The following is a 15,147-nucleotide window of genomic DNA, read 5'->3' on the forward strand; positions in this document are numbered from 1 at the left end:
TGTCCCCGAACGGTCAGCGCGGCGGACGGGTGGAGCGGGCGAAGGGCACGGCGATCCAGAGGCGCACGGTGCGTCCCCGGCCGGACCGGATCCCGAGGACGACGCACAGCACGAGGTTGAGCACGGCCAGCGCGAGGATCGCCGAGATCGTCGCGAGCGGCCAGTCGGCGCCGAGCGAGTCGCGCACCGACACCAGGGCGAGGTGCAGCGGGACCAGCATCAGCTGGAGTGCGAGGTAGGTGAGCTGCCAGTTGACGGCGACCAGGCCGTTCCGGTCGCTGAGGGTGCCGATCCGCCGCCGCGACCCCCACACCATCACGGTCGCCGTGAGGGAGATCACGGGGGAGATCACCACGAAGCCGGCGAGCGCCGAGAGCCCGGCGAACCAGACGGCCCGGGCGCCCTTGCGGTCCCGGGTGCGGTGCCGCAGCTCGTCGTCGTCCATCGTCGCCGCCTCCTCGCGCCGGGACCAGTCTCGCACCCGCCCCCGCCTCGAGGCGGGGGATCGCCCCCGAGTTCCGGGGGTTCCCCGGATGGGGCGGGTCCGGGCTCGTCCGTAGCGTGGAGGCATCGCCGGAGCACACCGGCAGCACCGCCGGCCCGCCCGGCGGGACCGCATCCCGCCGGGCGACCGGCACCCGAGAAGGAGCACACCGTGACCACCGACGACCGCACCGCCCGCCTCTCCACCCCCGCCGACGAGCAGCCGACCGTGGACCTGGGCGCGACCGCCGTCCTCACCGAGGAGCGGCCGTCCGCCGGAGAGCGCCCCGCCGCCGAGGAGCCCGCCTCCTCGCAGCAGGCCCGCGCCCCCTACGGCACCCCCGCCGTCCCGCCCGCGGCCCTCGCCCCGGCGCCCTCGACCCCGTTCTCGCTCACCAGCCTGATCCTCGGCGTCACCTCCGTCTTCTTCGGACTGACCGTGATCGCTCCGGCCGCGGGCCTCGTCTTCGGCATCCTGGGCCTGCGGAGGGAGCCGACCGGCCGCACGCTCTCGATCTGGGGCATCGTGCTCAACTCCGTCATGCTCGGCCTCGTCCTGCTCTTCGCGATCGCCGTGCTCGTCGTGGTCGTGCTCGTTCCGCTCGCGGCCCTCGCGTCGGGCAGCGACTACCGCTGATCCGCCGCTTCCCGCGTCCCGCGCCTCCTGTCCGCTCCGGCGGCGGGAGGCGCGGTCGTTCCGCGCCCGCCGAGCGGACGCTCCGCGCCCGCGTCCGCCGCCGCCCCGTGCCCCGGCGATAGGCTGGCCGCGCAGTTCGCGAGCCCCCTGCACCCTCCGGGGCCGCACGACGACAGCAACGGAGCTGGACGTGACCCTCGCACCGAGCACCCTCCCCGACCGCGACCCGGAAGGCAGAGCCCTGGACGACACCGAGACCCCCGCCACGCGCACCGAGAGCGACTCCCTCGGCTCGATGGAGATCCCCGCCGAGGCCTACTGGGGCATCCACACGGCGCGGGCCCTCGACAACTTCCCGATCTCGAAGCGCCCCATCTCGATCTACCCCGATCTCGTCCGGTCCCTCGCCACGGTCAAGCTCGCGGCCGCCCGGGCCAACACCGAGCTCGGCAGTCTCGCCCCCGCCAAGGCGGAGCTGATCGAGGCCGCGTGCCGCCGCATCATCGACGGCGAGTTCCACGACCAGTTCGTGGTCGGGGTGATCCAGGGCGGCGCCGGCACGTCGACGAACATGAACGCGAACGAGGTCGTCGCCAACGTCGCACTCGAGATCGGCGGCTTCGAGCGGGGCGACTACGCGCACCTGCACCCCCTCGACGACGTCAACCGCAGCCAGTCCACCAACGACGTCTACCCGACCGCGATCAAGATAGCGATGACCTGGTCGCTGCGCCGCCTGCTCGACGAGCTGGCGCTGCTGCGCGAGTCGTTCTCCCGCAAGGCGGTCGAGTTCGGCAGCGTCCTGAAGGTCGGCCGCACGCAGCTGCAGGACGCGGTGCCGATGACGCTCGGCCAGGAGTTCCACGGCTTCGCGACGACCCTCGGCGAGGACCACGCCCGCCTCTCCGAGACCATCTGGCTGCTCGCCGAGGTCAACATCGGAGCCACCGCGATCGGCACAGGCATCACCGCCGATCCGCGCTACGGCGCGGCCGCTGTCCGCCACCTCAACGAGATCACCGACCTCGACCTCGAGATGGCGCAGGACCTCGTCGAGGCGACGAGCGACACCGGCGTCTTCATGTCGTTCTCGAGCGCGCTCAAGCGCTCCGCGATCAAGCTGTCCAAGATCTGCAACGACCTGAGGCTCCTCTCCTCGGGCCCTCAGGCCGGCTTCGGCGAGATCAACCTGCCTCCGCGCCAGGCGGGATCCAGCATCATGCCCGGCAAGGTGAACCCGGTCATCCCCGAGGTGGTCAACCAGGTCGCCTACTCGGTGGCCGGGGCCGACGTCACGGTCACGATGGCGGCCGAGGCGGGTCAGCTCCAGCTCAACGCCTTCGAGCCGGTGATCGCGCACTCGCTGCTGCAGAGCATCACCTGGATGACGCAGGCCTGCAGGACGCTCCGCGAGAACTGCATCGACGGCATCACCGCGAACGTCGACCGGCTCGAGGCCATGGTCGCCTCCTCGGTCGGGGTCGTGACGGCGCTCACGCCGAGCATCGGGTACACCGCGTCCGCCGCCCTCGCGAAGGCCGCCCTCGCGACCGGCCGCAACATCGCCGACCTGGTGGTCGAGGCGGGGCTGATGTCGCGCGAAGAGGTCATGAGGCTCATCTCGCCGGCCCGACTCTCGGGCATCGAGGCGATGACCGCGGCGCTCCCGATCATCGACCCCGCGCCGGAGGCGTGACCGCGGCCGCGAGGCGCGCCCCGGCGTAGCTGCGCCAGGGCGCCCAGCGGCGCCCGGCCTCGGCCAGCCCGCGCTCGCCGGCGGGCAGGCCGCGCGCCGCCGCGCCCCGCCGGAGCACGGGATCCCCGGTGAGCAGGACGTCGGGATCTCCGGTCGCCCGCTGTGCCACCTCGGCCGCCGTCGCCGCGTCGATCCCGGGGACCGCCAGCAGCTGCTCGGCGAGCTCCTCCCGGTCGGCGTCGAGCCGCAGGGCTCCCTCGGCGGGCAGCGTGCAGGTCCGCACCAGCACGTCGGCGGATCCGCGGAGCACGTCGGCGGCGTGCTCGGAGATCACCGCGGGGGAGGGGAAGGCGCGAGCGATCGATCCGCTCGCCACGGACTCCGGGAGCGTCGCGCCCAGCGCCGCGACCAGCCGTGCGGCCTCCCGCCGGCCGAGCAGCGCGCGCACCAGCGTCTCGGCCGGGTCGACGGAGCCGGGCACGCGGACACCGGGGCGGGCGGCGACGCTCGGAGCGAGTGCGGGATCGGCCGCGAGGGCCTCGTCCACGGCGCGGGCGTCCGCGTCCAGGTCGAGCAGCCGCCTCACCCGGGCGACCAGCGGCCCGACGTCGGCGACGGAGACGAGCGTCGCGCTGCAGCGGACGCTCTCCCCGTCCGCCGCCAGCCGGATCAGCGCCGCGCCCCCGGGCAGGACGAGCGAGCGCGCGTAGCCGCCGGGGGACGCCTCCTCGATGCCCGGGAGCGCGGCGCCGCCGAGCACGTCGAGCACCCCGGGATCGAACGGAGCCCGCAATGCCAGCCGGAGCTCCAGCGTGGTCGCGCCGTCGTGGACGCTCGCCTCGGAGCGCGTGCCGCGGGCCGAGGCGCGCAGGGCCGTCGGGGTCCGCTCGTACACCTCCGCCAGGGTCGCGTTGAACTGCCGGATGCTCGTGAAGCCGGCGGCGAAGGCGACGTCGGACACGGGCAGGTCGGTGCTCGTGAGCAGGAGCCGGGCGGTCTGGGCGCGCTGGGCGCGCGCGAGCGCCAGCGGAGGCGCGCCCAGCTCCTCGCGCAGGATGCGGCCGAGGTGGCGCGCGCCGTAGCCGAGCCGTGCGGCCAGCCCCTCGACCCCCTCGCGGTCGACCACTCCGTCGGCGATCAAACGCATGGCGCGCGCCGCCGTGTCGTCGCGCAGGTTCCACTCGGGGGAGCCGGGGACGGCGTCCGGCAGGCAGCGCTTGCAGGCGCGGAGCCCCGCCTCGTGCGCGGCGGCGGCCGTCGGGTAGAAGCGCACGTTCGCGCGCCGCGGCGTGATGGCGGGGCAGCTCGGACGGCAGTAGATGCCGGTGGAGTGCACGCCGGTCAGGAACCGCCCGTCGAACCGGGAGTCGCGGGAGGCGACGGCGCGGTAGCGCTCCTCGAAGAGCGGGTCGGAGTCGGGCACGCCTCGAGCCTCGCACGCGGCGACGTCGAGCAGGAGCGGGAATCGGACACGGGCGTCCGCACCCCGGCCCTCCTCCACGCGCCCGGCGCGTGTCAACCGCCGACAGCGCACCCCGCCCGTGCCCTACTGTCGGCCCCATGAGCGCCTATCCGCCGCCCGCACCGCCCGCCACCGCCCGCCCCTCCGTCGTGCCGACCGTGCTCGGCTCGATCGGCGTGGCGCTCCTCGGGATCCTGCTGCTGCTCGTGCTCGCCTACGTGGTTCTCGGACTCGGCGTCAGCGCCGCGGGGATCTGCGCGGTCATCGCCCTCGTCCCGCTGACCGTGGTTCTGCTGGGCGTCCGCTGGGTCGACCGGTGGGAGCCGGAGCCAGCGCTGGGCCTGTGGTTCGCGTTCCTCTGGGGCGCGGCCGGGTCCGTCGCGATCGCGCTCCTGGTCGACCTCGGCGTGCAGATCGCCGTCTACGCGTCCGGGCAGCAGCCGAGCGGATCCGACTTCGTCGGCGCCGTGATCCAGGCGCCGCTGGTCGAGGAGACGGCCAAGGGGATCGGCGTCCTCCTCGTCCTGCTGATCTGGCGCCGGACCTTCGACGGGCCCGTCGACGGCATCGTCTACGCGGCCGTCGTCGCCTCCGGGTTCGCCTTCGTCGAGAACATCCTCTACTTCGGCAGCGCGCTGGTGGAGGGCGGTCTCGGCTCGCTCGCCGTGACCTTCTTCCTCCGCGGGGTGCTCTCGCCCTTCGCGCACGTGCTCTTCACCGCCTGCACGGGCGCGGCCCTCGGCTTCGCCTCGAACCGGCCCGCCGTCGCGCGGCTGCCCATCGCCCTGCTCGGGCTGGCGCTCGCCGCGTTCCTGCACGCGCTCTGGAACGGCTCGTCGTTCCTGGTGTCCGACTGGTTCGGCTTCTACGGCGTGGTCCAGGTGCCGCTGTTCGCGGTCGCCGTGGTCGTGGTGGTGCTGCTGCGCCGGCAGGAGCGGCGCGTGACGCTCCAGCGGCTCGACGACTACGCCGTCGCCGGCTGGCTCTCGCCGGCCGAGGTTCGGATGATCGGCACCGCGGAGGGGCGCCGCACCGCCGCTCGCTGGGCCCGGAGCGCGGGAGGGGACCGGCCGCGGGCGATGCGGGACTTCCTCCGCTCGGCGACGCGGCTCGCGCACCACCGGCAGCACCTCCTGCTCGGCCGCGGCGGACGCACCGGAGCGGTCGACGAGCAGGTCCTGCTCGACGAGCTCGTCGCCCGCCGGGCGGTGCTCACCCGCTGAGCCGGGGCCGCCCCCGCTCAGCCCCGGCGCGCTAGGCGGAGGCGCTGCGCACGCGGCGCTCGCCGGCCGTCACGGGCACGCCGAGCCGGTTCTGCGCGGGCGGCAGCGGGCAGTTGTAGTGGGGCGAGAAGCCGCACGGCGGGATGTACGCCCGGTTGAAGTCCAGGAGCACCGGAGCGGGGGTGCCCGCGTCGGCCGCGCCGCCGATCCGCTGCACGACGAGGAAGCGGCCGACGGGGTAGCTCGCGAGCTCCGGGTCGTCGCTGCGGTTGGTCGGATCGCCGAACGGGACGAGGAGCGTGCCGCCGTCGTCGAACGCCGCGACCGTGTACTCGCGGGCGCGCCCGTCGTCCACGAGCGAGAAGGTGATGTCGCCGGGCACGACGAGCTCGCGGGTGGCGCCGTTGTCGCGCAGGTGCTCGAACGGGACCGTGCGGTCCTCGGCGACCGGCTCGAACCACGCCTCGAGCACCCAGGCGGCGTCGAACGGGAAGGTCTCGATGGCGTCGAAGGACCGGATGCCGTCGGAGGCCGCGTCCCAGACGCGGTAGCCGTACTCGGGCTCGCCGGTGTCGAGGTTCTCGCGGCGCATCCGCGTCAGGGTCGCCGAGGGGCCGTAGCCGGCCAGCGCCTGCTCGTCGTCGACGCTCTCGCCGGGCTCGAGCCAGCGCGTCTCGACGAGGGCGAGATCGCCCCGGGGTCCGGTGACGCGCTCGACGCGTCGGGCGAGCCACGACTCCCAGCCGGCGCGTGCCGACTCCGTGAGGTCGATCGAGGCGCGGGAGGGGGCGGTGACGCTGCTGCTCGGAGTGGCCATGGGGCGTGCAACGCGGGGCCGTCCGGTTCTCTTCCCGGTCGATGACCGGACGGAGGACGGACACCCGCGAGAAAGAGCTCGACGCCCTGCGGCAGCGGCAGGGCCGGCTGCTCGGACGGGGCGTCGAGCTCTTCGTGAGAGAGAGGATGCTCCTCCGCGGCGCCGAGCGCAAGAGGCATCCGGATCCCGCTGTCGGCACGGCCCGCTTCGGATCGCTCGGTAGACTGGACCGCCTGTTTTCCCGCGGCCCCCGGAGCGCATCCCGCGCCTCCCGGCCCGCGGCGGCGGACCCTCGGAAGGCGGACGATGACGGACGGCAGCACTGTGCAGGCCACCGAGCTCTCTCGGGAGCGCGACTACGTGGCGGCGCTCTACGCCCGCCTCGACGAGCTGATCGCCCAGGCCCGCGAGGCTCTGGACACGGTCCGCATCGAGAGCGTCGGCGGCAACCACCAGAGCCGCTCCGAGCGCGACGCCTACGCGCGGCTCTACGAGGACCGCATCCGCTCGCTCACCGGCGCCGACGACCGGCTCGCCTTCGGCCGGCTGACGCTCGCGGACGCCGACGCCGAGCACCGCTACATCGGCCGGATCGGCCTGCGCGACGAGGAGCAGGACACGCTGCTGCTCGACTGGCGCGCCCCGCAGTCGGCCGCGTTCTACCAGGCCACCGCCGCCCGGCCGATGGGGACGCGCGCCCGGCGCCACCTCACCACTCGGGGCCGCGAGGTCCTCCGCTTCGAGGACGAGGTCTTCGACGAGGAGCTGCTGCGCGAGGGCACCGTGCTGCAGGGCGAGGGCGCGCTCATGGCGGCCCTCGGTGCGCAGCGCACCGGCCGGATGCACGACATCGTCGCGACCATCCAGAGCGAGCAGGACCGCATCATCCGGTCCGAGCTGCGCGGCGTGCTCGTCGTGCAGGGCGGGCCGGGCACCGGCAAGACCGCGGTCGCCCTGCACCGGGCCGCCTACCTCCTCTACTCCTACCGCGACCGCATCGCCTCCTCCGGCGTGCTCGTGGTCGGCCCCTCACGCTCCTTCCTCCGCTACATCGAGGCGGTGCTGCCCTCGCTCGGCGAGACGGGTGTCGTCCTCTCGACGCTCGGCCAGCTCTACCCGGGCCTCGACCTCGTCGAGGAGGACGTGCCCGCGGTCGCCCGCGTGAAGGGCTCGGCGCGGATGGCGGAGCTGCTCAAGCGCGCGGTCCGCTCCCGCCAGACCGTCCCGGCCGAGACCCAGGTGCTCGACGTCAACGGCGAGAAGCTCCGTCTGGAGCCGCAGGACGTGGAGCGCGCGATCACCCGGGCGCGTGACACCCGCAAGCCGCACAACGAGGCGCGCGTCTCCTTCGTCAAGACGCTGCTCTCGCAGCTCACCCGCCAGCTCGCTGATCAGCTGCGGAGCCACGGCAGCACGGTCGACGAGGCCGACGAGGCGGTGCTGCGCGAGGACGTGCGGACCGCCCACGACGTCCGCGTCGCTCTCAACACCGCGTGGATCCCGCTGACCCCCGAGAAGCTGCTGCAGGACCTCTACGCCCGTCCGAACTGGTTCGCGACCCTCACGCCGCGCTGGACCGCCGCGCAGCGCTCCCTCCTCCGCCGAGACCGTGACGCTCCGTTCACGGTCTCCGACGTACCGCTGCTCGACGAGGCCGCGGAGCTGCTCGGCGCCTACGACGACCACGCCGACGCCTCGAAGAAGGCCGAGAAGGAGCAGCGCAAGCGCGACGTCGAGAACGCGGAGGCCGCCATCCGCAACATGGGCGTCGACGGCCTCGTCAACGCCAAGGACCTCGCGGCCGGCTTCGCCGAGCGCTCGGTGCTCGGCACCACCGCCGAGCGGGCCGCGGCCGACCGCACCTGGACCTACGGGCACGTCGTGGTCGACGAGGCGCAGGAGCTCTCGCCGATGCAGTGGCGGGTGCTGCTGCGCCGCTGCCCGATGCGCTCGTTCACGATCGTGGGCGACGTCGCGCAGGCGTCCGGCGCCTCCGCCGCCTCGAGCTGGGACGCCGCGCTCCGCGACACCTTCGGCCGCCAGGGCCGGGGAGTGGAGGCGGCGCCGTGGCGCCTGGAGGAGCTGACGGTCAACTACCGCACGCCCGCGCAGATCGTCGCCTTCGCCGAGCGGACGGCGCGCGAGAACGGGCTGGAGATCACGCCGGGGGAGGCCGTGCGCTCCACCGAGTGGCCGGTGCGGACGATCCGCGACCGCGGCGACGCGAGCCTCGCCGAGCGGGTGCTGGGGGCCGTCGTCGAGGACCGGGCGATCGAGGCGGAGGGGACGCTCGCGGTCATCGCGCCCGACGACGACCTCGCCGCGATCGCCGAGCGCCTCGAGGAGCGGTTCGGCCGGGAGGTGGGCCGCGGAGCGACCGGGCTCGACCGCGCGATCGCCGTGCTGTCGACGAACGACGCCAAGGGGCTCGAGTTCGACTCCGTGATCATCGCCCGCCCTCGCCTCATCGCGCAGACCGGCGAGCGCGGCGCCGCATCGCTCTACGTCGCGATGACCCGGCCGACGCAGCGCCTCACGCTCGTGGAGTGAGTGCTCGCAGCCCGCTCCCAGACTCCGCTCCCGAGCGCCGTAGGATCGAGGCATGAGCAGCGAATACCTGACCAAGCCCGAGGTCGACGCCCCTGAGGGCCCGGCCCCCGACACCCTCGTCGTCGAGGACATCGTCGTCGGCGACGGCGCCGAGGCGCAGCCCGGCTCGACCGTCGAGGTCCACTACCTCGGCGTCGAGTACGACACCGGCGAGGAGTTCGACTCCTCCTGGAGCCGCGACCAGTCGATCAACTTCCCCCTCAACAACCTCATCCGCGCCTGGCAGCAGGGCATCCCGGGGATGAAGGTCGGCGGCCGCCGCAAGCTGATCTGCCCGCCCGCGCTGGCGTACGGCCCGGCCGGCGGAGGGCACCCGCTCTCCGGCAAGACCCTGATCTTCGTGATCGACCTGCTCGGCACCAAGTAGCTCCGAGCACACGACGAAGGCGCAGCTCCTAACGGGGCTGCGCCTTCTTCACGCGGTCGACCAGCTCGCGCCAGGCTCCGTCGAGCTCGGTCTCGCCGAGGCGGACGTGGTGCGTCTGCACGCGGATCTCGTAGACGAAGCGGTCGGCCCGCCGGGGGGACTCGCCGTCGGCGGCGTCCCAGGGGAGCGAGCCGAGCAGGTCGCGCCACGCGCCCTCGTCGGGCTGCTGCTCGACGTCGACCCGCCACACCCGGCGGAGGCCGGCGACTCCGCCGCTGCGCGACACGATGACGTCCATGCGCGCGATGCTACCCGCCTCCGCCCTCGATCGGACCGGCTCAGGCGGACAGGGTCACGCCGACCGTCGTCCAGCCGGTGCGCACGGCGGCCTCGACCTCGGAGCCGGATCCGTAGCGCTCGGCGGCGGCCTGCACGGTGAGCGCGGCGAACGCCTCGAAGTCGGCCGTCGCGGTGAGGACGCCCCCGGTCAGCACGTCGTACCAGACCTGCCCTGCGCGCTCCCACGCCTTCCCGCCGAGGGTCGTCGCCGCCACGGCGAACGCGCGGTTGGGGATCCCCGAGTTGATGTGCACTCCGCCGTTGTCGTCGTCGGTCTCGACGTAGTCGGCCATCGAGCCCGGCTGCGGGTCGGAGCCGAGGACGTCGTCGTCGTACGCGGTGCCGGGGGCGATCATCGACCGCAGGGCCGTGCCCTGCACCTCGTCGGTGAAGAGCCCCTCGCCGATCAGCCAACTCGCCTCGTCGGCGCTCTGGCCGGCGCCGTACTGCTCCAGCAGGGCTCCGAACACGTCCGAGACCGACTCGTTGAGCGCCCCGGACTGGCCGCGGTAGACGAGGTTCGCCGTGTACTCGGTGATGCCGTGGGCGAGCTCGTGGCCGATCACGCTCTGCGAGACGGTGAAGCGGCGGAACACCTGGCCGTCCCCGTCGCCGAAGACCATCCGCGAGCCGTCCCAGAAGGCGTTGTCGTAGTCGTCGCCGAAGTGCACGGTCGCGTCGAGCGGCAGCCAGGCGTCGTCGATCGAGTCGCGGCCGTACGCACCCTGCAGGAAGGCCGACATCGCACCGAGGCCGTCGTACGCCTCGTCGACGGCCGCGTCCCCCGTGGCCGCCTCGCCCTCGCGGCGGACGACCGTGCCGGGCAGGGTCTCCTCGGTACGCGCGTCCGCGATGGTGCGCTGGAGCGACTGCACGCGGGTGCGCGGCGAGGACGTCGCGGCGGCGGTCGGCGCCCCGCGGTCGGGCGCGGGCTCTCCGGGCCGGACGCGCCGGAACGGCACGTCCTGCTCGAGCGAGCGGCTCGCGGCCCGCGCGGCCCGGGCGAAGGCCGGATCGTCGAGGCGGGCGATGCGGACGAGGAGGTACGGCGGCACGACGGTTCGTCTCATGCCCCGATCCTGGCACCGACGTCCGACACGGTCCCGGGCTCGCCCGGCGGGCCCGCATGCGGTAGCACCGAGCGGTAGCGTGAGCGCGACGAGCGGTTTCCAGCGATCCGGGGCCAGGCCCCGAGGACGACGAGGGCGGACATGGGCATCATCACGCGGGGCTTCTTCGGCAAGAGGGAGGCGGACCCGGACCTCCCGCCGGGCCAGCACCTCGAGAACGGCTTCCCCGTCCTCTCGATCGGGCCCACCCCGAACATCCATGAGTGGGCCTTCTCCATCGACGGCGGCCCCGCGGGCGTGCGCCGCTGGAACCGGGAGGAGTTCGACGCGCTCCCGCACGAGGACGTGCACACCGACATCCACTGCGTGACCCGGTGGTCGAAGCTCGGCACCAGCTGGCGCGGCGTCTCGGTCGACACTCTGCTGGAGGGCCTGGAGACGGACGCCGGCTTCGTCATGGCGCAGAGCTTCGGCGGCTACACGACGAACCTCCCGCTCGCCGAGATCCGCGGCGGGAGGGCCTGGGTCGTCACCGAGTTCGAGGGGAAGCCCCTCGCGGCCGAGCACGGCGGCCCCGCCCGGCTCCTGGTGCCGCACCTCTACTTCTGGAAGAGCGCGAAGTGGGTGCGGACGCTCCGCCTGATGCCCGGCGACGAGCCCGGCTTCTGGGAGCAGAACGGCTACCACATGCACGGGGACCCCTGGAAAGAGGAGCGCTACTGGTGATGTGGACGGAGGCGGTGGCCGAGTCGGTCGCGCCGCTCACGCCCACGTCGCGCCTCCTGGTGCTCCGCGTGCCCGGGTGGCCGGGCCACCTGGCGGGGCAGCACCTCGACGTGCGCCTCACCGCGCCCGACGGCTACCAGGCGAGCCGCTCCTACTCGATCGGCGCCCCGGCCGACGGGGAGCGGGTCGAGCTCGCGGTCGAGCGGCTGGACGACGGGGAGGTCTCCCCGTACCTGGTCGACGGCCTCGAAGCGGGCGACCGGCTCGAGATCCGCGGTCCGATCGGCGGCTGGTTCGTCTGGCGCCCCGAGCAGGCGGAGCCGGTGCAGCTGATCGCGGGCGGGAGCGGTGTGGTGCCGCTGATGGCGATGGCGCGCGAGCACGCCCGGTCCGGGAGCGCGGCGCGGATGCAGCTGCTCTACTCGGTCCGCTCGCCCGTCTTCGCCTACTACCGCGAGGAGCTGGCGGCGCTCGCCGAGCGGCCGGCCGCGACGGGCGGAGTCGCGGTGGACCACGTCTTCACCCGGGTGGCGCCGGCGGGAGCGGCACGTCCGGCCGGCCGCGTCACTCCGGAGCTGCTCGCCGAGGCGGCTCTGCCGGCCTCGCTCGAGCCGACCGTCTACGTGTGCGGCCCGACCTCGTTCGTCGAGGCCGTCGCCACCGCCCTGGTCGAGCAGGGCCACGCGCCCGAGCGCGTCCGCACCGAGCGCTTCGGCGGCGCCTGACGCCTGTCCCCGCGAGGCGCCGCGCCCCGGCGGCGCCCCGGAGGAGGGATCACTCGAAGGAGACGGTGCGGTTCTCGCCGATGTCGGGCTGTCCGCCGGTGACGGCGGCCTTGAGGACCTTGAACAGCACGACCGGACGGGGCTCGTCGGTCGCCCACAGCTCGACGGTCTCGGCCTCGACGCGGATCAGCGCGACGGTCGGGTCGTCCTTGCCGTCGGGGAACCAGCCGGCGACGGCCGGGGACCACAGCTCGTCCACCTTCGCCGGGTCGTGCACGACGGTCGCCGAGCCGGCCACGGACAGGTAGCCCTTCTTCGACTCGAACGCGACGTTGACGCTCGGGTTCGCGCGGATGTCGTCGACCTTGGGCGACGGGTCCTGCGTGAAGAACCACAGTTCGCCGTCGAAGTCGATGTCCTGGGCCTTGAGCGGACGGCTGACGAGCTGCCCGGTGGCGTTGACGGTGGTGAGGAGCCCGATCCCGGCGCTCTTCACCATCTCGGTGATCTGCTCGCGGTCGTCGGAGTCGGCGGGAGTGATGTCGGTGTCGGTCATGGTGCCGACGCTACGCGGACCGCGCGCCGCCGCAAGGGGTGGCGACGCCTCCCCGGGCGTGTCTAGCGTCGAGGCATGGACACCGAATCGACGTACACCGCCATCCTCGACAGCGGAGCGGAGCAGGAGAGCATCCGCCTCGAGATGATCGACGGCTCCCCGCAGCGCTCCTTCACCCGCCTGGCCGACATCGACGGCGAGGAGGTCGAGGTGGTCTGGGAGCTGGAGCCCGACGACGACGGCTTCCACGTCTACCGCCCGGTGCGGGTCGAGGGCCGCGACGACGACAGCGGACTGGTCTCGGACGACCGGCTGACCGACGGCGGCGGCGCCGACGCGGCCTCCGGCGACTGATCCCCGGCGCGCCCGTCCGCCGGCCTGAGCCGAGCGGGCGGGCGCGCTGTCCCATCCGGCTCGAGGGAGACGCCCCTCCGCTCAGGCCGTCGGGTGCAGGGCGTCGTACCCACGGAACCCCGGTCGGAGTCGCAGCACCGCGGCGAGGATCGCGATGATCGCGAGCCCGCCCGCGAGCGGCGGCAGCCAGAGCAGCGCGAGCGAGGCGAGCAGTCCCGTGTAGAGGTCGCCGACCCGCGGGCCGCCCGTCACCACGACGATGAACACGCCCTGGAGCCGACCCCGCATGTTGTCGGGGACCGCGGTCTGCAGCATCGTCTGCCGGAAGATCGAGCTGACGTTGTCGGAGGCGCCCGCGCCGGCCAGGGCGACCGCCGCCAGCGCGATGAGCACCGCGTTCGGCGCCGACGCGTCGTGCTGCACGAGTGCGGCACCGAGCAGGACCGCGCCGAACGCGACCACGAACGCTCCGTACACCTGGATCGAGCGGCCGATCGCGAGGCCCTGCCGGCGGACCCCGGTCAGCCGGCCGGAGAAGACGCCGCTGATCAGCGCCCCGATCGCGAAAGCGGCGGTGAGCGCGCCCACCGTCACCGCGCCTCCGCCGAGCAGCACCGCGGCGGCCGCCGGGAAGACCACGCGCGGCTGTCCGAAGGTCATGGCCACGATGTCGACCAGGAAGGACATCCGGATGTTCGGGGCGCCCTTCAGGAAGCCCAGGCCGTAGCGGAGGGACTCCAGCCCCGGCCGCTGCCGCTCGCCCTCGGGCACGAGCGCCGGCAGCCCCGCGATGCCGAGGAACGCGGCGAGGAACAGCACGACGTCGATCGTGTACGTGATCGCGAAGCCGGAGGAGGCGACCAGCACGCCGGCGAGGGCGGGCCCCACGGTCACCTCGACTCCGCTCGCGATGCCGCCCAGCGCGGCGGCGGCGGGGACCAGCTCGGTGCGGAGCAGCCGCGGAGCCAGCGTCATCCGGGTGGTCACGATCACCGTCGTCGCCACCGCGTTCACGGCGGTGAGCGCGTAGAGGGAGAGCGGGGTCTCGGCGCCGAGCCAGGCGAGGGCCGCGATCCCCGCGGTCGAGCCCCAGGCCACGACCGCGGCGAGCAGGAGCACCAGGCGGCGGTCGAACGCGTCGGCGAGCATCCCGCCGTAGAGGCCGGCGATCACGGTCGGGACCAGCGCCACCACGCCGACCAGCGCGACCGCGAGGGTCGATCCGGTGAGCTCGTAGATGTGCAGGCCGACCGCGACGATCGTCATCTGGCCGCCGATGCCCGAGATCACGTTGCCGGCCCAGAGCCGGGCGAAAGCCGGGGACTCGCGGAGGGGGGAGACGTCGAGGACGTGGCTGCGCCGGGGGGCGCGGGGGGTCTGGCTCACTCGCTCCATTCTGCTGACTCCGCCGCCCCGGCGGGCCGCGTCGCGCCGATCCGGGGGCTCAGGGGTCATCCCCTAGGGTGAGAGGCATGAGCACGTCATCCGACGGCGCGCCCGGGCGTCAGGGTCCTCCTGCCCCGCGAGCAGCCGGAGCCGCCCCCTCGCGACGCTCGATCCGCACCGCCGCCGAGGCGGGCGCGCGTCGCGCGGCGGCCGCCACGGGCGGTCGGCGCAGCTCCACGGGCGGCGTCCGCGCCGGAGCCGCTCGGACCGGTGCCACGGCCTCGGGAGCTCGCGGGTTCCTCCGCCGCTACGGAGCCGGGATCGTCTCGGTCCTCCTGGCCGTCCTCGCGGTCCCGCTGTCGTTCTTCGTCTGGTACGCCCTGATCTCGCTCGGCGCCTACCCGGGCGACCAGGCCGTCAGCGACCTGCTGGTCGGCGTGCTCTACACCGCGCTCGTGCACGCGGTCCTGCTCGCCGGGATCCTGCTCGCCGTCTCCACCCTCCGCGCCCGGCGTCGCGAGAAGCGTCCGCCGATCGCCGGCTGGATCGGCGTGGTCCTCAACGTCCTCGTGCTCGTCTACTGGCAGCTGCTGGTCTCGCCGTGGCTCGTCGTGCTCTGGAACCGGGCCGCCGGCTCCTGATGCCGCCCTCCCTCTGGTAGAGTCGTCCGGTTGCCGTTCGACGGCCGCGGATCAA

At 74.0% G+C, this 15,147-nt stretch carries 16 protein-coding genes; 9 read left to right on the forward strand and 7 right to left on the reverse strand.

The features are described from left to right. Positions 1–13: 13 nt before the first annotated feature. Positions 14–481 (reverse strand): DUF4870 domain-containing protein, encoded by a 468-nt coding sequence (locus C5C50_RS02125; RefSeq protein ID WP_181068014.1) that lies wholly within the window; start codon positions 479–481, stop codon positions 14–16. 174 nt (positions 482–655) lie between these two features. Between C5C50_RS02125 and C5C50_RS02130 the strand changes: the two genes are divergently transcribed. Together C5C50_RS02130 and C5C50_RS02135 are read left to right on the forward strand one after the other, a co-directional pair. Further along, positions 656–1,120 (forward strand): DUF4190 domain-containing protein, encoded by a 465-nt coding sequence (locus C5C50_RS02130; protein ID WP_104250160.1) that lies wholly within the window; start codon positions 656–658, stop codon positions 1,118–1,120. Positions 1,121–1,361: 241 nt separating this feature from the next. Then, on the forward strand, positions 1,362–2,816 hold the full coding sequence (locus C5C50_RS02135; RefSeq protein ID WP_258066843.1) for an aspartate ammonia-lyase: 1,455 nt from the start codon (positions 1,362–1,364) through the stop codon (positions 2,814–2,816). Here C5C50_RS02135 and C5C50_RS02140 read toward each other — a convergent pair. Next, positions 2,791–4,239 carry a DNA-3-methyladenine glycosylase 2 family protein gene (locus C5C50_RS02140; protein ID WP_181133873.1) on the reverse strand — a complete coding sequence of 483 codons (1,449 nt, stop codon included), beginning with the start codon at positions 4,237–4,239 and terminating at the stop codon, positions 2,791–2,793. The genes C5C50_RS02135 and C5C50_RS02140 overlap by 26 nt on opposite strands. Positions 4,240–4,376: 137 nt before the next feature. Here C5C50_RS02140 and C5C50_RS02145 point away from each other — a divergent pair, with 137 nt between their 5' ends. After that, complete coding sequence (locus C5C50_RS02145) at positions 4,377–5,501, forward strand: PrsW family intramembrane metalloprotease (protein WP_104233243.1); 1,125 nt, start codon at positions 4,377–4,379, stop codon at positions 5,499–5,501. 31 nt (positions 5,502–5,532) lie between these two features. Here C5C50_RS02145 and C5C50_RS02150 read toward each other — a convergent pair whose 3' ends face one another. Then, positions 5,533–6,318 carry a DUF1684 domain-containing protein gene (locus C5C50_RS02150; protein WP_104247431.1) on the reverse strand — a complete coding sequence of 262 codons (786 nt, stop codon included), beginning with the start codon at positions 6,316–6,318 and terminating at the stop codon, positions 5,533–5,535. A 306-nt stretch (positions 6,319–6,624) separates the two neighbouring features. Between C5C50_RS02150 and C5C50_RS02155 the strand changes: the two genes are divergently transcribed. Both C5C50_RS02155 and C5C50_RS02160 read left to right on the forward strand, forming a co-directional pair. Next, positions 6,625–8,868, forward strand: coding sequence for a UvrD-helicase domain-containing protein (locus tag C5C50_RS02155; RefSeq protein WP_104226279.1), 2,244 nt, complete (start codon positions 6,625–6,627; stop codon positions 8,866–8,868). 52 nt (positions 8,869–8,920) lie between these two features. Next, positions 8,921–9,295, forward strand: coding sequence for an FKBP-type peptidyl-prolyl cis-trans isomerase (locus C5C50_RS02160; protein ID WP_104272745.1), 375 nt, complete (start codon positions 8,921–8,923; stop codon positions 9,293–9,295). 28 nt (positions 9,296–9,323) lie between these two features. Here the strand turns inward: C5C50_RS02160 and C5C50_RS02165 are convergent, their stop codons facing one another. Continuing rightward, the gene (locus C5C50_RS02165) at positions 9,324–9,593 is read right to left on the reverse strand and encodes a protealysin inhibitor emfourin (protein ID WP_104272746.1); all 270 of its coding nucleotides are present in this window, start codon (positions 9,591–9,593) and stop codon (positions 9,324–9,326) included. Positions 9,594–9,633: 40 nt separating this feature from the next. After that, positions 9,634–10,704, reverse strand: a complete 1,071-nt coding sequence (locus C5C50_RS02170; RefSeq protein ID WP_104257230.1) for a M4 family metallopeptidase — start codon at positions 10,702–10,704, stop codon at positions 9,634–9,636. A gap of 141 nt (positions 10,705–10,845) precedes the next feature. Between C5C50_RS02170 and C5C50_RS02175 the strand changes: the two genes are divergently transcribed. Both C5C50_RS02175 and C5C50_RS02180 read left to right on the forward strand, forming a co-directional pair. Next, entirely contained in the window at positions 10,846–11,430 is a 585-nt protein-coding gene (locus C5C50_RS02175; RefSeq protein WP_104224820.1) for a molybdopterin-dependent oxidoreductase, read from the forward strand. Beyond that, the gene (locus tag C5C50_RS02180) at positions 11,430–12,155 is read left to right on the forward strand and encodes a ferredoxin reductase (RefSeq protein ID WP_104226284.1); all 726 of its coding nucleotides are present in this window, start codon (positions 11,430–11,432) and stop codon (positions 12,153–12,155) included. The genes C5C50_RS02175 and C5C50_RS02180 overlap by 1 nt, the downstream gene beginning before the upstream one ends. Positions 12,156–12,204: 49 nt before the next feature. Here the strand turns inward: C5C50_RS02180 and C5C50_RS02185 are convergent, their stop codons facing one another. Then, positions 12,205–12,711, reverse strand: coding sequence for a pyridoxamine 5'-phosphate oxidase family protein (locus C5C50_RS02185; protein WP_104224818.1), 507 nt, complete (start codon positions 12,709–12,711; stop codon positions 12,205–12,207). Between the two features lie 75 nt (positions 12,712–12,786). On the opposite strand from C5C50_RS02185, the gene C5C50_RS02190 reads away from it, so the two are divergent. Further along, entirely contained in the window at positions 12,787–13,065 is a 279-nt protein-coding gene (locus C5C50_RS02190; protein ID WP_104224817.1) for a hypothetical protein, read from the forward strand. Positions 13,066–13,146: 81 nt separating this feature from the next. On the opposite strand, the gene C5C50_RS02195 is transcribed toward C5C50_RS02190, so the two are convergent. After that, positions 13,147–14,451 (reverse strand): MFS transporter, encoded by a 1,305-nt coding sequence (locus tag C5C50_RS02195; protein WP_258067608.1) that lies wholly within the window; start codon positions 14,449–14,451, stop codon positions 13,147–13,149. A gap of 86 nt (positions 14,452–14,537) precedes the next feature. Here C5C50_RS02195 and C5C50_RS02200 point away from each other — a divergent pair, with 86 nt between their 5' ends. Then, a complete protein-coding gene (locus tag C5C50_RS02200) occupies positions 14,538–15,092 on the forward strand; it encodes a hypothetical protein (RefSeq protein WP_104272747.1) in 555 nt (184 codons plus the stop codon). Positions 15,093–15,147 lie beyond the last annotated feature (55 nt).

The organism is Rathayibacter sp. AY1D9 (assembly GCF_002932395.1).
Classification (GTDB): Bacteria; Actinomycetota; Actinomycetes; order Actinomycetales; family Microbacteriaceae; genus Rathayibacter.